Source organism: Labilibaculum sp., from assembly GCF_041595635.1.
Classification (GTDB): domain Bacteria; phylum Bacteroidota; class Bacteroidia; order Bacteroidales; family Marinifilaceae; genus Labilibaculum.
Window position 1 is genome coordinate 1 of the sequence record NZ_JBFHJW010000081.1, and the last position, 16,469, is coordinate 16,469.

Here is a 16,469-nt window from a genome sequence, read left to right on the forward strand (position 1 = left end):
TTATCTGAATCTTTTATGGCTCAATTATTAAGAATGATTCATAAAGAAGCTATTTTGAAGCAGAATGAAGTAATGAATAGAAAATAATTATTCTTTCCTTGTACTGTGGTTCGGTAAATTTACAAAAAATGTAGTGCCAACATTCACTTGGCTATCGAACCATATTTTTCCATTGTTTTTTTCTATAAAATACTTGCAGAGTTTCAAACCAAGTCCGTGTCCTGATTCTTTATTCTGTCCCATTGTGGTATGGATTTGATCATCATCAAAAATCTTCGATTGGTCGGCTTCTGAAATGCCATTTCCAGTATCGTGAATCGAAACTGTAAAATCCCTCTTGTTCTTTTCTATTCCAATTTCGATTAGCCCTCCTTTGGGGGTGAATTTTAAGGAATTGGAAATCAGATTACGAATCAACATTTTTAAGATATTCGGATCGGAGTAAATCACAGAGTCTTTTGAACAAGCAGGACGAATTTTCACTTCTTTTTCTTTCGCTGTTGAATCAAAAAGTGTTAAAACCTGCATTACTAATTCATGAAAATTAATAGTTTTCAATTCTGCTGGAGCATCGGTTAGCTGTTGTTTGGTCCATAGTAAAAGATCTTCCACCATATTTAAGGTGGCTTCGGTTTTTGCCGTTGTTTCACCAATTATTTCTTCTTGTTCATCTTCTGATAATTCTCCAGCATTTAGGAGGAGAAGAAAATTGTGCAAAGCAATTAAAGGACTTTTTATATCGTGCGATACAATGGAAAAAAGTTGATTCTTAAATCTATTTTCCTCTTGCAGTGATTGATTACTTTTGTTAATCTCTTTATTTTTTAGACGTAAAATTGAATTTATTTTAATTTTTGTTTGGGTTCTGTAGTAAAGTAGAATAGCTAGTAAAATGAGCAACAGAAGGATGAAAATTTCAAAGATAATAACCATTTTCTGATATCTTATTTCATATTCCTTTTTTTCAATATGTTGATTTTGCAATTGGTTATTCAAGAGTAACTGCTGATTTACAGCTTCTTTCTTTTGAAGTTCATACTGGTAGCCAAATTTTTGATTCTGTTTTTTATCAATACGCTCCTGATATTTAGTTTGGTACTTTTCATGCAAACTATAGTATTCCGCGGCTTTACTATATTTTTTAAGTCCCCGATAAACATTCCCCAATAAAAGTGCCGATTGGTAGGTGAAATCAAGGTTTTTCTTCTCTATAGAGGAGTTCAGTACTTGTAAGGCATAGTTTTCAGCTTTTAAATAATTTTTTTTCTCGTAATAAAGCTGTGCTAAATTTAATTTAGATTCATCAAAGGCATGCGATAAGTGAAGATTATCGGCTATGGTGAGTGACTTTAAGAGGTAGGTCTCGGCTAATTCAAGTTTCTTTTTTTCTTTTTCAAGAATCCCTAAATTCAAATATAGAATAGCTTGATAATAGGAATCTGGATCGTCTTTTAGTAGATCCAGAGCTGTGTATGATTGTTTTGCAGATTGATTTAAATCATGCATTTGAAAGTATAAGTTTCCCAAGTTTATGAGAGCCATGCATTCATATTGCTTGTGATGATTCGCTTTAGAAATCTTGTAAACTTTATTGTAATTGAGTAGGGCCAATGAGTTGTTTCCCAGTTCGGTGTATATATTGGCCAAATTGTTAATTGTGCTTACTGAATTTAATTCATTACCAATTTGTTCATGAATTTCCAGTGCATTTGTATAATATTTAATAGCTTCTGTTAGCTGAGATTTCTGGGCCGATAAAATCCCCAAATTATTATTTATATCTGCTTTTTGTAAAAGATTGTTTTTGCACAAAAGCAAGGCTTTCTTTAAAAGTTGTTTGGCTGTTGTATCTTGTGTTTTGAGATCTATACTGGAGGCCAAATTGGTGAGTCCAGAAACAAGTGTTGTAGTATCCTGATATTTTTCACTAAAGGCAATGGTTTTTTTATAGTAGTAAATTGCGGAATCTAATAAACTTTTATTTCTGAACACATTTCCCTTATACAAGTAGATGTTGCCGTAGTCTAAAGAGTCTTTATACTCCTTAGCCAATAAAATTGCAATTGAAAAAATGCTGTCAGCGATAGTACTTTGTTGATTTTTCGATTCTTCGGCAGCAATTCTTGTGTAAATATTAATGGCATATTTTTTGTTTTCTCCCGAAAGCTTTCCCAAGGACTCAAGTAATTTTACTCGGGGAATTTGTGCGGAATCGTGATTTATAGTTACGGCATGCAGGTAAGTCTGTTTTTCTCGCTGTAGTTTATCAAGAAGTAAATTTGAATTTGTTAGGTTCGAAGTGTCTTCTTTTTTATGATGTGTACTTTCGCAGGATACAAAAAAGCAAGCAATTATAAGAAGTTGAAATATTCTATTCATTTTTTATTTTGATTCAATTATAGGATTTTTAGGCGTAGGCTCAAAATAGTAAGCAGAGAAATCATTCACCTTGTTTCTTACTGAAAAAACGCCTTATTGGTTGTGATTTATACGAAAATGGAATATTGTTTAGGTTGATTCTACTTAGTGGCGTTTGTGTTTTTATCTTAACTTTAGAGTTTTAGTAGATTATGATTATTATTTTTTCGAAATTAATATTTTTATTGCTTGTAAATCTACTTTCTTTTATCCTTTAATTAGTATCAAGGGAGTATTGTACGTTGAGCAGTATTGCTAAAGTTGACAGCAAATGTAAGTAAAAATATAAAAATGAAAGAAATGTTTTCTGAAACAGAGGCAGATTCTCTTGAAGTAGCCCAAAGGAAGGCCTATCCAAGCATTCATCAAGGATGGGGAATTATTGGTATTTTACTTTTGGTTACAATTGGTTACGCAATACCAATTGGGATGCTTGCATTTTTTAATATTGATGTGCAGAAAGGCCCTTTTCAACTCGTTAATTATGTTATACCATTGATCATCCTAATCTTTATCACAAGGCGATGGTGGAAAAACAATCCTCGGAATACCGAGGTTCTTACACTTCGATCTTTTCCACTAGTTCTTTTACCTGCAGTTATTTTGATGACCTGTGCACTTGTTATTTTCACTTCTGAAATTGGCAGTTGGATTCCCACGCCCGATTTCATGGATGAATTTTTTAAAGATATGTTAGCTGCAAATATCTGGGGATTTTTAACAGTAGTTGTGGCAGCTCCCATACTAGAAGAACTTTTGATACGAGGAATTGTACTGGATGGTCTTTTGCGTAACTACTCACCTTGGAAAGCTATTATTTGGTCTTCGGTATTTTTTGCTGTGATGCATCTGAATCCGTGGCAATTTATTACAGCCATGATTATGGGAGTGGCAATTGGTTACTTGTATTGGAAAACAAAATCGCTGTTTTTATGCATGTTTATTCATGCTTTGAATAATGGAATTGCTTTTTACTTGATGGTTCGTTACAGCAGTTCTTCTGATTTGGCTCATATTCTGAATGTTGGAATTGTGGAACGAGCTGGATTGTTTGTTGCTGCTGCTCTTGTAATTTTTGGATTGTACCGATATTTCGAGAACTATTTTAAGAAAAGTAGGTAGGAGGAATAGAAATAGGAAAAAGGTTAAAATGAAACCATCATTTTAACCTTTTTTTATTTTGTATCTGCAAAAAACAGTTGTTTTATTCTTTGTTACTCATGTTGTCAATCAACGAGAAGATGATGTAAACAAAAAGAATCAAGGGAACCACTAACCACTTAAGTAGAATGGCTATTACAACTAGCGTCATTAAAAATAGGTAACGAAGCTTATTGTCTTTCCAGCTCAGATTTTTCACCTTTAAGGCAAACATGGGAACTTCAGTTACCAATAGGTAAGAGGTAACTAAAATGGCAGCTAATAAAACAAATGGATTTGCCAGCCATCCTTCAATAGTAGGATAATTCCCAAAATGCATTACCAATGGAAGCGAAGCCCAAAACATAGCGTTGGCTGGAGTAGGAACGCCAATAAATGAAGTGCTTTGTCGGGTGTCGATATTGAATTTAGCTAAACGCAAAGCCGAAAAAATTGGAATAATAAAGGCTGATAAAAGTAGAGCCCATTGTGAGTAAGTTAGTTCTGTAGGTATAATATCTGCGGAAACACTTCCTAGAACTGCTGCTTTTACGTAGGCAAGAGCAATTACTCCAGGAGCAAATCCAAAACTTATCATATCGGCCATGGAATCTAACTCTTTTCCCATAGGCGAGTAGGCATGAAGAACTCGAGCAGCCAAACCATCCGAAAAATCAAAAATAGAAGCAACAAAAATGAGTATTGAGGCTCCAACTAAATAGCCTTCCATAGCCAATAAAATGGCAATGCATCCCGATAGTAAGTTTAAACAAGTTATGGTATTGGGGATGTGTTTGAAGATTCCTTTTGCTTCTGACATGAAATTTAATTTTGTAAAATATCATGCAAAAATAATGGTTTTTTTTGAAATTTCTGATTTAATAAGACAGTATGCGTAAGTTTTAAAAAAGCATACTATTTTTGTGTAACTATGAAAAGTAAATGCAGCCTTAAATTAATTGCTTTTTTATTTTGTTCCTGCATGGCAAGTGCTCTGTTCGGACAAACTTCAACGCCAACTTATAGCAACGAATTTTTGTCCATAGGAATTGGTGGGCGGGCTTTTGCTATGGGAAATGCTACGGCCGCTTCTCAAAATAATGTAGAGGCAGTTTACTGGAATCCTGCCAATTTGGTCGATTTATCCACAAAATTTGATGTGTCGGCAATGCATGCTGAGTACTTTGGTGGTTTGTCGGCCTACGATTACATCGGATTTGCCATGAAAATAAATCACGAGAGCGCTATTGGCCTTAGCTTCATTCGCTATGGTGTTGATGACATTCCCAACACTTTGGAACTCATCGATCAGGATGGAAACATTCGTTACGACTTGGTGACTACATTTTCGGCTGCCGATTATGCTTTTTTATTTTCCTATTCGCGAAAAACGAAAATCGAAGGACTAAGCCTTGGGGGAAACGTGAAATTAATTTACCGGCACACTGGTGACTTTGCCACGGCTTATGGTTTTGGTTTCGATATTGCAGGAAGTTTTAAAACCGACAAGTGGCGATTCGGAGCTGTGCTACGCGATGCAACCAGTACTTTTAATGCTTGGGTGTTTAATACCGATGATTTAGAAGAAGTTTTTGAGTTGACAGGCAATGACATACCAACCAACTCAACTGAACTTACGCTGCCGCGATTAATTCTTGCCGTGAGCAGAGATTTTCCCATTTCGAAACAATTTTCTTTACTGGCCGAATTAGATACCGACATTACTTTTGATGGACAACGAAATGTCTTAATTCAGGGCGATCCCATGAGTATCGATCCTCATTTGGGGCTGGAAGCTTCTTTCAAAAAGTTGATTTTTCTGAGGGCTGGTATTTCAAATTTGCAAGAGGAAACTGATTTTGATGAAAGTAAAAACTGGACTTTTCAGCCCAATTTAGGACTTGGTATTTACTACAAAAACTTCCGTTTGGATTATGCGCTTACCGATATTGGCGATCAATCTATTGCCAAATATTCCAATGTATTTTCTCTTTCTTATGCTTTTGAATAGCTAAGAAAATCTTTTAGCGACTATTTTCCACTAATTTCGGCAGCACAGCTCAGCATCCAATCTGCAAAGGATGGGTCTTGTTCTTTTATTCGCGACAAGAGCTCCTGTTTAAAATTGCCTTCAATTAAACCATATCGCGAAGGCCAAAGCTTAAAAATAATTCGAATAAATTGTTTCTGATCTTTGTTGATGACTGGATTCTGAATGGTGGTTTTGCCAATAAAATAAGATGAGTACTGCTCCTCGTAATCTGCTACCATTTCCGCTGCAATATTGATAATAATTTGGGTCTGTTTGGCTTTTGGGGATATACGTACATCTACATAGTAGTGAATATTGCCTTTTGAGTAGTTAATTACGTTGCTGATGCTTCGGTTGGGAATGTATACGCTTGCTTTGTTTGAATTTTGAATGGTGATGAATCGCATGGCAATGTTTTCTACGTAACCAGTTTGTCCACCAATCTCTACCAAATCACCTATGTCTAGTAAATCTGAGAAAACAAGTGTAACACCTGTCACCACATCCTGAACAACTCCCTGAGAACCAAAAGCAACCGCCAAACCAATTACCGAAGCAGAGGCAAAATAGGTAGTTAAGGAAATATCGAATTCCTTTAAAATTTGTCCGAAGGCAATAAAATAAATCATAAAAACCAGTATGCTTAGACCTAAACTGCTTAGGCTAAGCCATTTTGTTTTTCTTAGGTTGTGGGATTTTCTGATTATTTTGCGATGAATTTTTTTCACAATCAGAGCAATTACATGACCGCAAATTGCGATCAGTAGAATGATAACAATTTTTTTAATTTCGAAGGGAATATTCATCATGAATTTTTGTGAGTGGCTAATGACATTAAAAATAGATATTTTAAAGATGAAATAGCAAACAATTTGTATTTTCACACTTAAATAATGGCTTGTATGAAAAATACAAAGGAAATAATTATTGCTCATCGTGGCGAATCTTACGATGCTCCTGAAAATACTTTGGCAGCAATTAAGCTTGCTTGGGAGCGTGGTGCTGTATCGGTTGAAGTCGATGTGCACATGACCCAAGATGGTCAAATTGTTGTCATTCATGATGCTGATACCTCGCGGGTAGCTAATCGGAAAATGATTCTTAAAAAATCCTTATATGCGGATCTTAAAAAATTAGATGTCGGTTCGTTTAAACATATTAAATGGAAGGGCGAACAAATTCCTTTACTTCAAGAAGTTCTTGATACTGTGCCCCATGCTGGCCGTTTGATCATTGAAATAAAAAGCAATGTAGATTTGCTTCCTCGCTTAAAAATTCTGCTCGAAAAATCGAAGTTGAAAACGGATCAAATCGAAATAATTGCTTTCGATAGTAAAGTTTTGGCTGAAGCAAAGCAAATAATGCCCAAGTACAAAATGCTCTGGCTGCTCGATTTGGATTACTATTTGCCTTGGTGGTTGATTTTTATTTCTAAAAAGCGATTGATTAAAAAAGTGAAAACGCTACATTTGGAAGGGGTAAACGTTTGGGACGGTAAGTTGCTGACCAAAGATTTTATTTGTAATTTTAAAAAAGCCGGTTTGCTTGTTTACACCTGGACAGTGAACAACCCGACACGAGCCAAGCAGTTAATCGAATATGAAATTGATGCTATTACCACCGATCGGGCCGCATGGATAACAGAACAGATAAACAAACAAATAAAATAGTAGTAGAATAAATGGCAAATGTAATCGTCGAAATTCATGGTCTGGGTAATAAACCTCCCCGAAATTTATTGGAACGCTGGTGGAAATTAGCAATGATAGAAGGATTGCGAGCGAATGATTATGAGGTAAAATTGCCTAAATATGAAATGGTATATTGGGCAGATATTTTGCACGACAAACCACTTAATGAATTCGAAAAAAACGAGAAAAGTCCCTACTATTTAGATGAAGTGTATGTGAAACGAAACGGATTTTTGCCTCGTGAGAACCACGATACACGAAAAAAGGTGATTCATTTTATTAGTAAACAGCTAAATCGTATTTTTTTGAATGAAGATTTTAGCTTGAACTACTCTTTTCTTACCGATGCTATTTTAAGTAACTATTTCAAAGATTTAGAGACCTACTACAAAGAGGAGCGAACCGATAAGGATGCCATTGCCACAAAGACTAAGGATCAGATTCGATTACGCTTACTTAAGGTTTTGGAAAAATACAGAGGTGATGATATTATGCTTGTAGCTCACTCCATGGGGTCCATTGTGGCCTTTGACGTTCTTACCTTTTTGGCTACAGATATTCCCATTCATACCTTGGTTACAATAGGTTCGCCATTAGGACTTCCTATTGTGGTGAGTAAAATTGCGGCTGAACACCGCCAGCGTATGAATGGTAAAACTTTCATGAAAACACCGCCAACAGTTCTAAAAAACTGGTATAATTTTTCGGATATTTTGGATAAAGTAGCCTTAAATTACGAATTAGGTGATGATTTTTCGGAGAATGAACATGGGGTGAGACCCATTGATTTTTTGGTAGAGAACAATTACCAAATTAAGGGAGTCGCTAATCCACATAAATCATTTGGCTATTTGCGTACCCCCGAGTTTGCCGAAGTATTGAATCAATTTATTCTTTCGGAAGAACTTAGTTTGGGACAAAAATTGGCGCGTAAAACCAATCAAATTCTTAAAACAACAAAAATACAACTCAGCGTGCAACAAAGAAAAGTGCGAAGCTGGTTTCGGAATTAATTTTCAGGTTCTCTTTCAATGTGTTTATTGCATTGATTCACTCCAATAACCAACAAATACAGCTGGTTTACTTATTTATGCAATTTATTTTAGTGCAAACTAGCTTGTCCGAACAAGAAAGTAGCTTGTCGGAGGGCCAATGCAAGCTGTCGGAAGAATATTAATTCGAATCTGGCTAGTAGCATACCATTTTGCAGCTATGTCCTAAAGTATTGCAATATCCCCAAAAGGAAATTAATGCGCAAATTATGAGTTCAAGTCTGAATGTGTAAATATGCTATTCTTATTTTAAAGTACCGCATGCTTTCCGAGTAATTCGGATTCTCGCCAATTATAGGACCTGCTTTCTTACCACATAACCGTGTAATTATTCTAGAGATTGTAGTAAATTTAGTAGGAGATGTTTTACCGTTTACCATTTGCTTGGCAAATAATTATAGACGGGGTCAACCTCTAAGCTATATTAGCATAGCAAAGGAATAGAATATTGAAATATTCCCATTAGGGATAAACACGAACAAAATGAAAGCAGGAAACTATACTCAATTGTATGTTCAAATTATTTTGGCAGTAAAATTTCGAGATGCATGTTTAGGCAAAAACATCAGAGAAAGGATTTTTGCCTATCTGTCGAGAATTATAAAAGATATGAAACACAAGTCTATTATTATTGGAGGTGTAGAAGACCATGTTCATATTTTAATTGGCCTGAATGTGGATAAATCCATCGCAGATACTGTTTATAATCTCAAAAGAAGTGCGTCGCTATTTATTAATAAAGAACAACTTTGTATGGGGAAATTTGCATGGCAGGATGGATATGCTGCTTTTACCTATAGTCGATCGCAATTGGATAAGGTATATAGTTATATCCTTCGTCAAGAAGAGCATCACAAAACAAACAGTTTTAGAAGTGAGTACATGCAGTATCTGAAAAAATACGAAGTAGAATTCGATGCAAAGTTTATTTTCAATTTTCTGGATGAAATATAAGTACTAGGGAATAGAAAGCACTGGGTGCTCTATTGTTTCAATATATCTACTAGCAATTCGGATAAGAGATAATTATGGACTTTGCCCTCATATCATAGAGTAATAATAAAATGTAGCTAGTAAATGTGATATTGATTCATTCTCGAAGGTGATCAACAAATAAAAACCATCTCAAAAGAAACTGAAACTTTGAGATGGTTTATTTTATTCTGAAATTGCCAATTGAATTATTTTACCTGATAGGCAACTACTCTGTTGTTTCGGAAAGTAGGCACTAAAATAATTTTCTCTTCGGGCATATAACCCAGATCCGCCGCATTGATTTGCTGTTCGGCCGAACTTAGCACTTTTTTAATTTTTCCCGAATCAATGATTTGTATGTTACCAGCCCAATCGGAGGTAATCCATGTATTTTCTCCTGCATTTAGCAAGCCATCAATTGGTTTGGTGTTTTCTACTTCGGTATGAATAGCCTGAGAGCCAGGATCAATGCTCAAAATGGCATTAGCTACACCAGCATATAGACGATCATTTTTGTAGCACAGACCATTTACACGAGCTAATTTTTCATGAGAAAGCCATAGTGTAAAATGTCCATTTTTTAGTCTGTAAATTTTATTATCGTGTGAATCTGAAACGTAAATAGTTCCGGTTTTTGGATTGATACTCACATCATTTAGGAAGATGGCTTCGGGAGCCGAATATTTCTTAACAATTTCACCTTTAGTAATATCTATTACTGCCAATCGATTGATATCGCTCACAAAAAGGTAGTTGCCATATTTCGCCATTCCTTTGGGAGCATGAAGGCCAGTGACCCATTTGTGAGTGATTATTTCGCCTTTCAAATTTAGTTTTGAGAGGTAGCCATTTTCATCCTGCCCGTCGGGGGCTCCTTTAATATTAGAAACATAAATGCATGCATGTTCTGCATCAAAAAATACCGATTCGGGTATTTCAAGCGTGTTATCGCTTTCCCAAACAAATTCAAGATCCGAACTTAGAAAGGCAGGAACATCAGTTTGTTGACCAAAAGCAACAGTAGCTGGCAGAATAAATAAGGCAAGAGAAATCCATTGAATTGTTTTTATCATGACATAATTTTTAAAAGTTTGCAAACATGAAGTTACAACTTTTTAAAGATCAGTGCATAAAAAAAGTGAAATTGAAAGGATAAATAGTGTTGAACTATTTAGAAACGACCAATTATGGTTTGAGAACCTGTAACTTTTTGGTTTAGTTTCACATCAATTTTTGTTCCTAGGGGAAGATACAAATCTACTCGGGAACCAAATTTAATGAAACCTTCCTGTTGGCATTGTTCTATATTCTCACCTACTTTGGCATAAGATACAATACGACGGGCCACGGCTCCAGCAATTTGTCTCATTAAAACGCTAATGTTATTGTTTTTTTCAATAACCACACTAGTTCGTTCGTTTTCTGTAGACGACTTCGGCAACCAGGCTTTTAAAAATAAGCCATTGTGGTGTTTTGCGTATTTAATAATTCCCTGAATAGGATACCAGTTGATATGTACATTAAGGGGCGACATAAAGATAGAAACCTGAATTCGCTTGTCTTTGAAATATTCCAATTCTTCGGTTTCTTCTATTACAACAACTTTTCCATCAGCAGGAGCAATAATCAAATTATCGCCTACAACAGGAATTCGTTTGGGAACTCTGAAAAAAGAAACTACAAGTAGGAAGAAGGCGATGCTTGCTACTAAAAAGATATTGAGCAGAAGACCCGATCCAGCAAGAAAATAAACCAGTGCATCAATTGCTGCCAGTATTACAAAAAATACTGCAATAATTCCATATCCTTCTTTGTGAATTGTCATATTCTAAATTTAATTTCTGCAAATTTAATGAAAAAATTCCTTGATTACTTCTAAGAGAATAAAAACCATAGGAGATACAAGTAGAATTGCATCAAAACGATCAAGAACACCGCCATGTCCGGGAAGTATTTTTCCCGAGTCTTTAATATTGATACATCTTTTGAACAGAGATTCAACTAAATCGCCAAGAGATCCAAAAATAACCACGATAATAGCAATTAATAACCACTGAATAAGAGTTAAGTCGTGTGAGTAAAGTGAATACAAATAAGCAATTACAAGTGTTGTAATGGCACCACCAATACTTCCCTCCCAGGACTTTTTTGGTGATATTCGTTCAAAAAGTCGGTGTTTTCCAAAAGTAACACCAAACACATAGGCTCCTGTATCATTGGCCCATATCATGATAAATACACCCAATATAATCTGAAAATGAAATTCCTGATCGTTGAATGGAAATGCCATATAGTTAAGCAACGAAAAGGGAAGAGCTACATATAAGAGGCCTAAAAAAGTGAAGGCAATATTTGTAAAAGGGTTCTTCTTTTTACGGTATAATTCAATAATAGGAATGAGTACCAAAAAAAATCCAATCAGAAGAAAAATGCTGGTAAACGAAAAATAGTTGGCAGCAAAACAAGATATGAATAGTAATGTGGCAACAAATAATCCGATATATACCTGAGGTGAACAGTTGGCCTTTTTTGCTAATTGGTAAAATTCATAGGTTCCCATTAAGCTAATGCTCAAAAATACCACCAAGAACACGAATGGATGCAGACAGATTCCTGCCAGTAAAACTATTGCGAATATGGCTGCTGAAAATGTTCTTGTACTAAAGTTCCCCACTGGTTTGATTTTGTTAGTTGATTTTTGCTCTCAAAGTGCAAATTGTGTCTGTTTGAATTAAACGGTTTCAAAAGTAGCATTTTTTCATCACTTATAGCAATGGCTGGCTTGGCACGAAGACTTTTTGAAGCTCGATTCTTGCAATATGCGCATAAAAAAAAGCTAAACTACCAGACTAACTGATAATTTAGCTATTTGATATTTAATAACAAAGGCTAATTAAACAGCCTTGCTTTCATTTGTGTCTTCAGTGTCATTTGTTTTAGGAGATGGTGATATATTTTTTTCACCTAGACCTTCTGGTACACCAAATTTTCTTTTTCCAAAGATTTCTTCCAAATCTTCGCTGAAAATAACCTCACGCTCAAGTAGCAATTCTGCAAGTTTTTTGTGTTCGGTCATATTGTCTAAAAGAACTTTTTTGGCTCTTTTGTAGCTGTTTTCAATTAAAATTTTAATTTCCGCATCGATTAGTTCTGCAGTTTTCTCACTGTAAGGTTTTGAGAATCCGTAATCCGATTGTCCTGATGAATCGTAATAACTTACATTTCCAACCTTATCGCTCATTCCGAAAATAGAAACCATGGCCATTGCTTGTTTGGTTACTTTTTCTAAATCGTTTTGTGCCCCAGTAGAAATTTTCGCAAAAGTAATTTCTTCGGCAGCTCGGCCACCTAAAGTCGAACACATTTCATCCAGCATTTGTTCTTTAGTAGTAATGCTTCTTTCTTCGGGCAAATACCAGGCAGCACCTAAGGCTTTTCCTCGTGGTACAATGGTAACCTTTACCAAAGGATGAGCATGTTCCAATAGCCAGGAAATGGTTGCATGTCCTGCTTCGTGGTAAGCAATGGTTTTTTTCTCTTGAAGAGATATGATTTTATTTTTCTTTTCTAATCCACCAATAATACGATCAATGGCATCTAGAAAATCTTGTTTTTCGATAACTTCTTTTTTCTTTCTGGCTGCAATCAGAGCCGATTCGTTGCACACATTGGCAATATCAGCACCCGAGAAACCCGGAGTTTGTTTGGCAAGAAATTCTTTGTCGATGTTTGGATCTAATTTAAGAGGACGCAAATGAACATCAAAGATTTCTCTACGTTCATTTAAATCTGGTAATTCTACATGAATTTGTCTATCGAAACGACCAGCACGCATTAGGGCTCGGTCAAGAATATCAGCACGGTTGGTTGCCGCTAAAATAATAACTCCAGAATTGGTGTCGAAACCATCCATTTCGGTTAGCAACTGATTCAGTGTGTTTTCACGTTCATCATTAGATCCCATATTTGGATTTTTACCTCGAGCACGACCAATTGCATCAATCTCATCAATAAATACAATACAAGGCGATTTTTCTTTTGCCTGCTTAAACAAATCGCGAACACGACTGGCACCAACACCTACAAACATTTCAACAAAATCGGAGCCCGACATGCTAAAAAATGGAACGTTAGCTTCGCCTGCAACCGCTTTTGCTAGCAAGGTTTTACCGGTTCCCGGAGGGCCTACCAGTAATGCACCTTTAGGAATTTTACCTCCTAGTTTGGTATATCTTTGTGGATGTTTCAGGAATTCTACAATTTCTTCGACTTCCTGTTTTGCTTCGGCTAAGCCAGCAACATCTTTAAAATTTACATTGATATTGGATTCTTTGTCGAATACTTTTGCTTTGGATTTACCAACGTTAAAAATATTACCACCACCAGCGCCACCACCAGCACCTTTGCTCATTCTTCGGAATACAAAAAACCAAATTCCAATGATCAGGGCAAATGGAAGAATCCAGCCAATAAAATCGCCAAAATAGTTTTCCTGTGTGGTGTACTCAGGTTCAATGCGATTCATTTCACTTACATTCTTTTGAGCATCTTCTAATTGTTCTGCGAATTGCTCAATAGATCCAATGGGAAATGTATAATGAGGCCCCGCCTTTGAAGGAGAATCGAAACTACTCTCGAAAAGAGCTGGGTATTTATCCAGACTTTCAGATTTGAGGTATACATTTACCTCTAAGAGATTTCTAATTACAACAATTCTTTCAACATCTGAATTGCGAAGCATTTCGTTTTTAACCTTTTGCCAGCTTGTATCCTGTGCTGTTTGGCCAATGTTTAAAAGATTAAGCGCAATTAAAGCTACAGCAATTAATCCATAAACCCAGTATGCATTGAACTTTGGCGGTTTTAGCATATTGTTGCCGTTTTTCCCTTTTTGAAAAGGGGATTTATTTTGATCCTTATTTTCTGTCATTCTTTTTAGTTAACGGTTATTGAATTTGGCTAAGCATTCTGGATTTTTGTAACAGTAGCGTCTGCCCATAAATTTTCGAGCCGGTAAAAGTCTCGGTATTCTTTTTGAAAAACATGGACAACAACATCAGAATAATCCAATAAAATCCACTGCGAATTTTGATGTCCTTCGAATCTCCATGGTTTCTCGTTGATTGTTTTTCTTACATATTCTTCTGCCGATGCCGCAATTCCATTTACGTGAGTTGTGGATGTTCCATGGCAAATCAGGAAATACTTACAAACCGAACTCTCAATATTCCTTAGGTCTATCTTAACAATGTCTATAGCTTTGTTTTTTTGTAAGCCTTCAATCAAGGTGTCGACGAGTTCTTCTGTTGTATTGCCTTTTTTTTCGATCATATTTAAATTTTAATTACAAAGATAATTTTTTTTTGAAACAGATTGACAACTTCCGAAATCTTCTATTTTCTCAATTATACTAGGTGCATCTTCCTCATCTAGTTTGTTCTTAACACTTGAACATCTCCTTTGTTTACGGAAAGCTGTTTTACTTTTAAATTGACTTTCATATAGAGAAAGGGATTATCCCAAATCTAAGAGCTATAATTTATTTTTTTATGCAAGGTAATGATTAATTTTACCAAAGATTAGCAAATCAATAATTGTATTGGTTTGCGGATTTCTTAGGACTACTGAAATTAATATTTTTCACCATGAATAGATGCTTATTTTCCCCTAATTTACTGATTTGTAAAAGCGAATTAAACTCTACGAATAATTTTGCTTTCGATTTGATTAAAAATCAAAATCCGTCAGCTGGTACTGTCGTTTTGGCATTAAGTCAGACAAAAGGCCGCGGACAGAGCACAAATCACTGGGAAAGTGAAAGAGGCAAAAACCTTACCATAAGTATCATTCTGCGACCCGAATTCTTACCCATAGCTAGTCAATTTCAAATTTCCATGGTAATTTCATTGGGCGTGGCCGATTATCTCAAGAAGTATTTGAAGAATGTAGCTATTAAATGGCCAAACGATATATATGTTGGAAATGAGAAGATTGCGGGTATTTTAATTGAGCATTCTATTCTGGGATCGACTTTAAGTCATAGTATTTGTGGCTTGGGCTTGAATATTAATCAGCAAAAATTTATGTCCGATGCTCCGAATCCGACATCTTTGGCATTGCAGAGGCAAAAAGTGTACGATTTAGATGAGGAACTGACAAATTTGTTAAATTGTATTGAAAATCGCTATTTTCAATTGGAAGATGGAAAAACCGATTTATTGGAACAAGAGTATCTTTCAAGCATGTATTGGATGAATGAAGTACATTATTTTTCTGATAAGCAGGGCGAGTTTGATGGAGAAATTGTAGGCATTACCGACTATGGACAATTGAGAATAGAAGCCAGAGGCGAAGAACGAATTTATAATTTTAAAGAGGTGAGCTTTATTCGGTAGCCCACCTCTTTTTAATTTATTTGCTGATATGGAGAAAATAACCTTTAAAATCAACAATTTCAGTTATATTTTGAAGGTGAGTTTTACACTCAAATTTCTTCCTGGATTGTAATATTCTAGTGTTTTTAAGCTTGATAAGTGATCAACATATTTTTTGTTGAAAAGATTATCTGCGCTAAGCAATAAACTAGTTTCCATTTTATATAGTTTGAAATTGCTACCAGCTTGTATGGCAAATAAATCGTAAGCCGATGTATTTGTTTCGAATTGTGAAGGATGCTTCTGTGCAAATGCATAATTCCAACTAAAATTTATAAATGGAGATTTGAAAAATTGATTTCCTTTGGAAGTTAATTTTATGGAGTTGTTAAGTTTGTGTTGCGGTATAGATGGCAATCTTCCTCCTTCATCTTTTTTGCCAATTACCATGGCATAGTTGGTGCGAAATTTTACAAATGTTGTAAGCGCCAAATCATAAGCAAGTTCTCCGCCATACAATTTTGCATCTTGTTGTGAATACTGGTAAATATAACCATAATCATCGGGAGCCTCTTCATTGGTTGGCTGCAAGTAAATGTAATCGTAAACTCGATTGTAGAAAATGGAAACGTCAATAGACTGATTGTGAGCATGATAATGAATTCCTAAATCGGATTCGAGACTTTTTTGTGGATCTAGATTCGGATCTCCTTCTTCGTAGCGATCATTGTGTAGACCGTCTTGCGTTAGCTCTGCCAAATTAGGAGCTCGATATCCGCTTGCAAAA

General features: G+C 35.5%; 15 protein-coding genes. 6 read left to right on the plus strand and 9 right to left on the minus strand.

The window, feature by feature from the left end; translation table 11 throughout:
• Nucleotides 1-87: 87 nt before the first annotated feature.
• The gene (locus tag ABYT26_RS15965) at nucleotides 88-2,379 is read right to left on the minus strand and encodes a tetratricopeptide repeat protein (protein WP_372755711.1); all 2,292 of its coding nucleotides are present in this window, start codon (nucleotides 2,377-2,379) and stop codon (nucleotides 88-90) included.
• 330 nt (nucleotides 2,380-2,709) lie between these two features.
• Here ABYT26_RS15965 and ABYT26_RS15970 point away from each other — a divergent pair, with 330 nt between their 5' ends.
• Complete coding sequence (locus ABYT26_RS15970; protein WP_372755713.1) at nucleotides 2,710-3,540, plus strand: lysostaphin resistance A-like protein; 831 nt, start codon at nucleotides 2,710-2,712, stop codon at nucleotides 3,538-3,540.
• Nucleotides 3,541-3,622: 82 nt separating this feature from the next.
• On the opposite strand, the gene ABYT26_RS15975 is transcribed toward ABYT26_RS15970, so the two are convergent.
• A complete protein-coding gene (locus ABYT26_RS15975; protein WP_372755715.1) occupies nucleotides 3,623-4,378 on the minus strand; it encodes a phosphatidylcholine/phosphatidylserine synthase in 756 nt (251 codons plus the stop codon).
• A gap of 111 nt (nucleotides 4,379-4,489) precedes the next feature.
• Here ABYT26_RS15975 and ABYT26_RS15980 point away from each other — a divergent pair, with 111 nt between their 5' ends.
• Entirely contained in the window at nucleotides 4,490-5,569 is a 1,080-nt protein-coding gene (locus tag ABYT26_RS15980) for a PorV/PorQ family protein (RefSeq protein ID WP_372755717.1), read from the plus strand.
• A gap of 20 nt (nucleotides 5,570-5,589) precedes the next feature.
• On the opposite strand, the gene ABYT26_RS15985 is transcribed toward ABYT26_RS15980, so the two are convergent.
• Nucleotides 5,590-6,399, minus strand: coding sequence for a mechanosensitive ion channel family protein (locus ABYT26_RS15985; RefSeq protein WP_372755719.1), 810 nt, complete (start codon nucleotides 6,397-6,399; stop codon nucleotides 5,590-5,592).
• Between the two features lie 93 nt (nucleotides 6,400-6,492).
• Here ABYT26_RS15985 and ABYT26_RS15990 point away from each other — a divergent pair, with 93 nt between their 5' ends.
• The 3 genes from ABYT26_RS15990 to ABYT26_RS16000 all read left to right on the plus strand — a co-directional run bounded on the left by ABYT26_RS15990 (nucleotide 6,493) and on the right by ABYT26_RS16000 (nucleotide 9,287).
• Complete coding sequence (locus ABYT26_RS15990; protein WP_372755721.1) at nucleotides 6,493-7,260, plus strand: glycerophosphodiester phosphodiesterase family protein; 768 nt, start codon at nucleotides 6,493-6,495, stop codon at nucleotides 7,258-7,260.
• An 11-nt stretch (nucleotides 7,261-7,271) separates the two neighbouring features.
• Entirely contained in the window at nucleotides 7,272-8,294 is a 1,023-nt protein-coding gene (locus tag ABYT26_RS15995; protein ID WP_372755723.1) for a hypothetical protein, read from the plus strand.
• Nucleotides 8,295-8,816: 522 nt separating this feature from the next.
• The gene (locus tag ABYT26_RS16000) at nucleotides 8,817-9,287 is read left to right on the plus strand and encodes a transposase (protein WP_372755725.1); all 471 of its coding nucleotides are present in this window, start codon (nucleotides 8,817-8,819) and stop codon (nucleotides 9,285-9,287) included.
• A gap of 227 nt (nucleotides 9,288-9,514) precedes the next feature.
• Here ABYT26_RS16000 and ABYT26_RS16005 read toward each other — a convergent pair whose 3' ends face one another.
• The 5 genes from ABYT26_RS16005 to rsfS all read right to left on the minus strand — a co-directional run bounded on the left by ABYT26_RS16005 (nucleotide 9,515) and on the right by rsfS (nucleotide 14,639).
• Complete coding sequence (locus ABYT26_RS16005; protein WP_372755727.1) at nucleotides 9,515-10,381, minus strand: hypothetical protein; 867 nt, start codon at nucleotides 10,379-10,381, stop codon at nucleotides 9,515-9,517.
• A 98-nt stretch (nucleotides 10,382-10,479) separates the two neighbouring features.
• Complete coding sequence (locus tag ABYT26_RS16010) at nucleotides 10,480-11,133, minus strand: phosphatidylserine decarboxylase family protein (RefSeq protein ID WP_372755729.1); 654 nt, start codon at nucleotides 11,131-11,133, stop codon at nucleotides 10,480-10,482.
• Between the two features lie 24 nt (nucleotides 11,134-11,157).
• Nucleotides 11,158-11,982, minus strand: coding sequence for a phosphatidate cytidylyltransferase (locus ABYT26_RS16015; protein WP_372755731.1), 825 nt, complete (start codon nucleotides 11,980-11,982; stop codon nucleotides 11,158-11,160).
• Nucleotides 11,983-12,201: 219 nt separating this feature from the next.
• On the minus strand, nucleotides 12,202-14,238 hold the full coding sequence (gene ftsH / locus ABYT26_RS16020) for an ATP-dependent zinc metalloprotease FtsH (protein WP_372755733.1): 2,037 nt from the start codon (nucleotides 14,236-14,238) through the stop codon (nucleotides 12,202-12,204).
• 29 nt (nucleotides 14,239-14,267) lie between these two features.
• Complete coding sequence (gene rsfS / locus ABYT26_RS16025; RefSeq protein ID WP_372755735.1) at nucleotides 14,268-14,639, minus strand: ribosome silencing factor; 372 nt, start codon at nucleotides 14,637-14,639, stop codon at nucleotides 14,268-14,270.
• 314 nt (nucleotides 14,640-14,953) lie between these two features.
• On the opposite strand from rsfS, the gene ABYT26_RS16030 reads away from it, so the two are divergent.
• Nucleotides 14,954-15,703, plus strand: a complete 750-nt coding sequence (locus ABYT26_RS16030) for a biotin--[acetyl-CoA-carboxylase] ligase (protein WP_372755737.1) — start codon at nucleotides 14,954-14,956, stop codon at nucleotides 15,701-15,703.
• 63 nt (nucleotides 15,704-15,766) lie between these two features.
• On the opposite strand, the gene ABYT26_RS16035 is transcribed toward ABYT26_RS16030, so the two are convergent.
• On the minus strand, nucleotides 15,767-16,469 hold a 703-nt coding region (locus ABYT26_RS16035; protein ID WP_372755739.1), incomplete at its 5' end, for a TonB-dependent receptor domain-containing protein.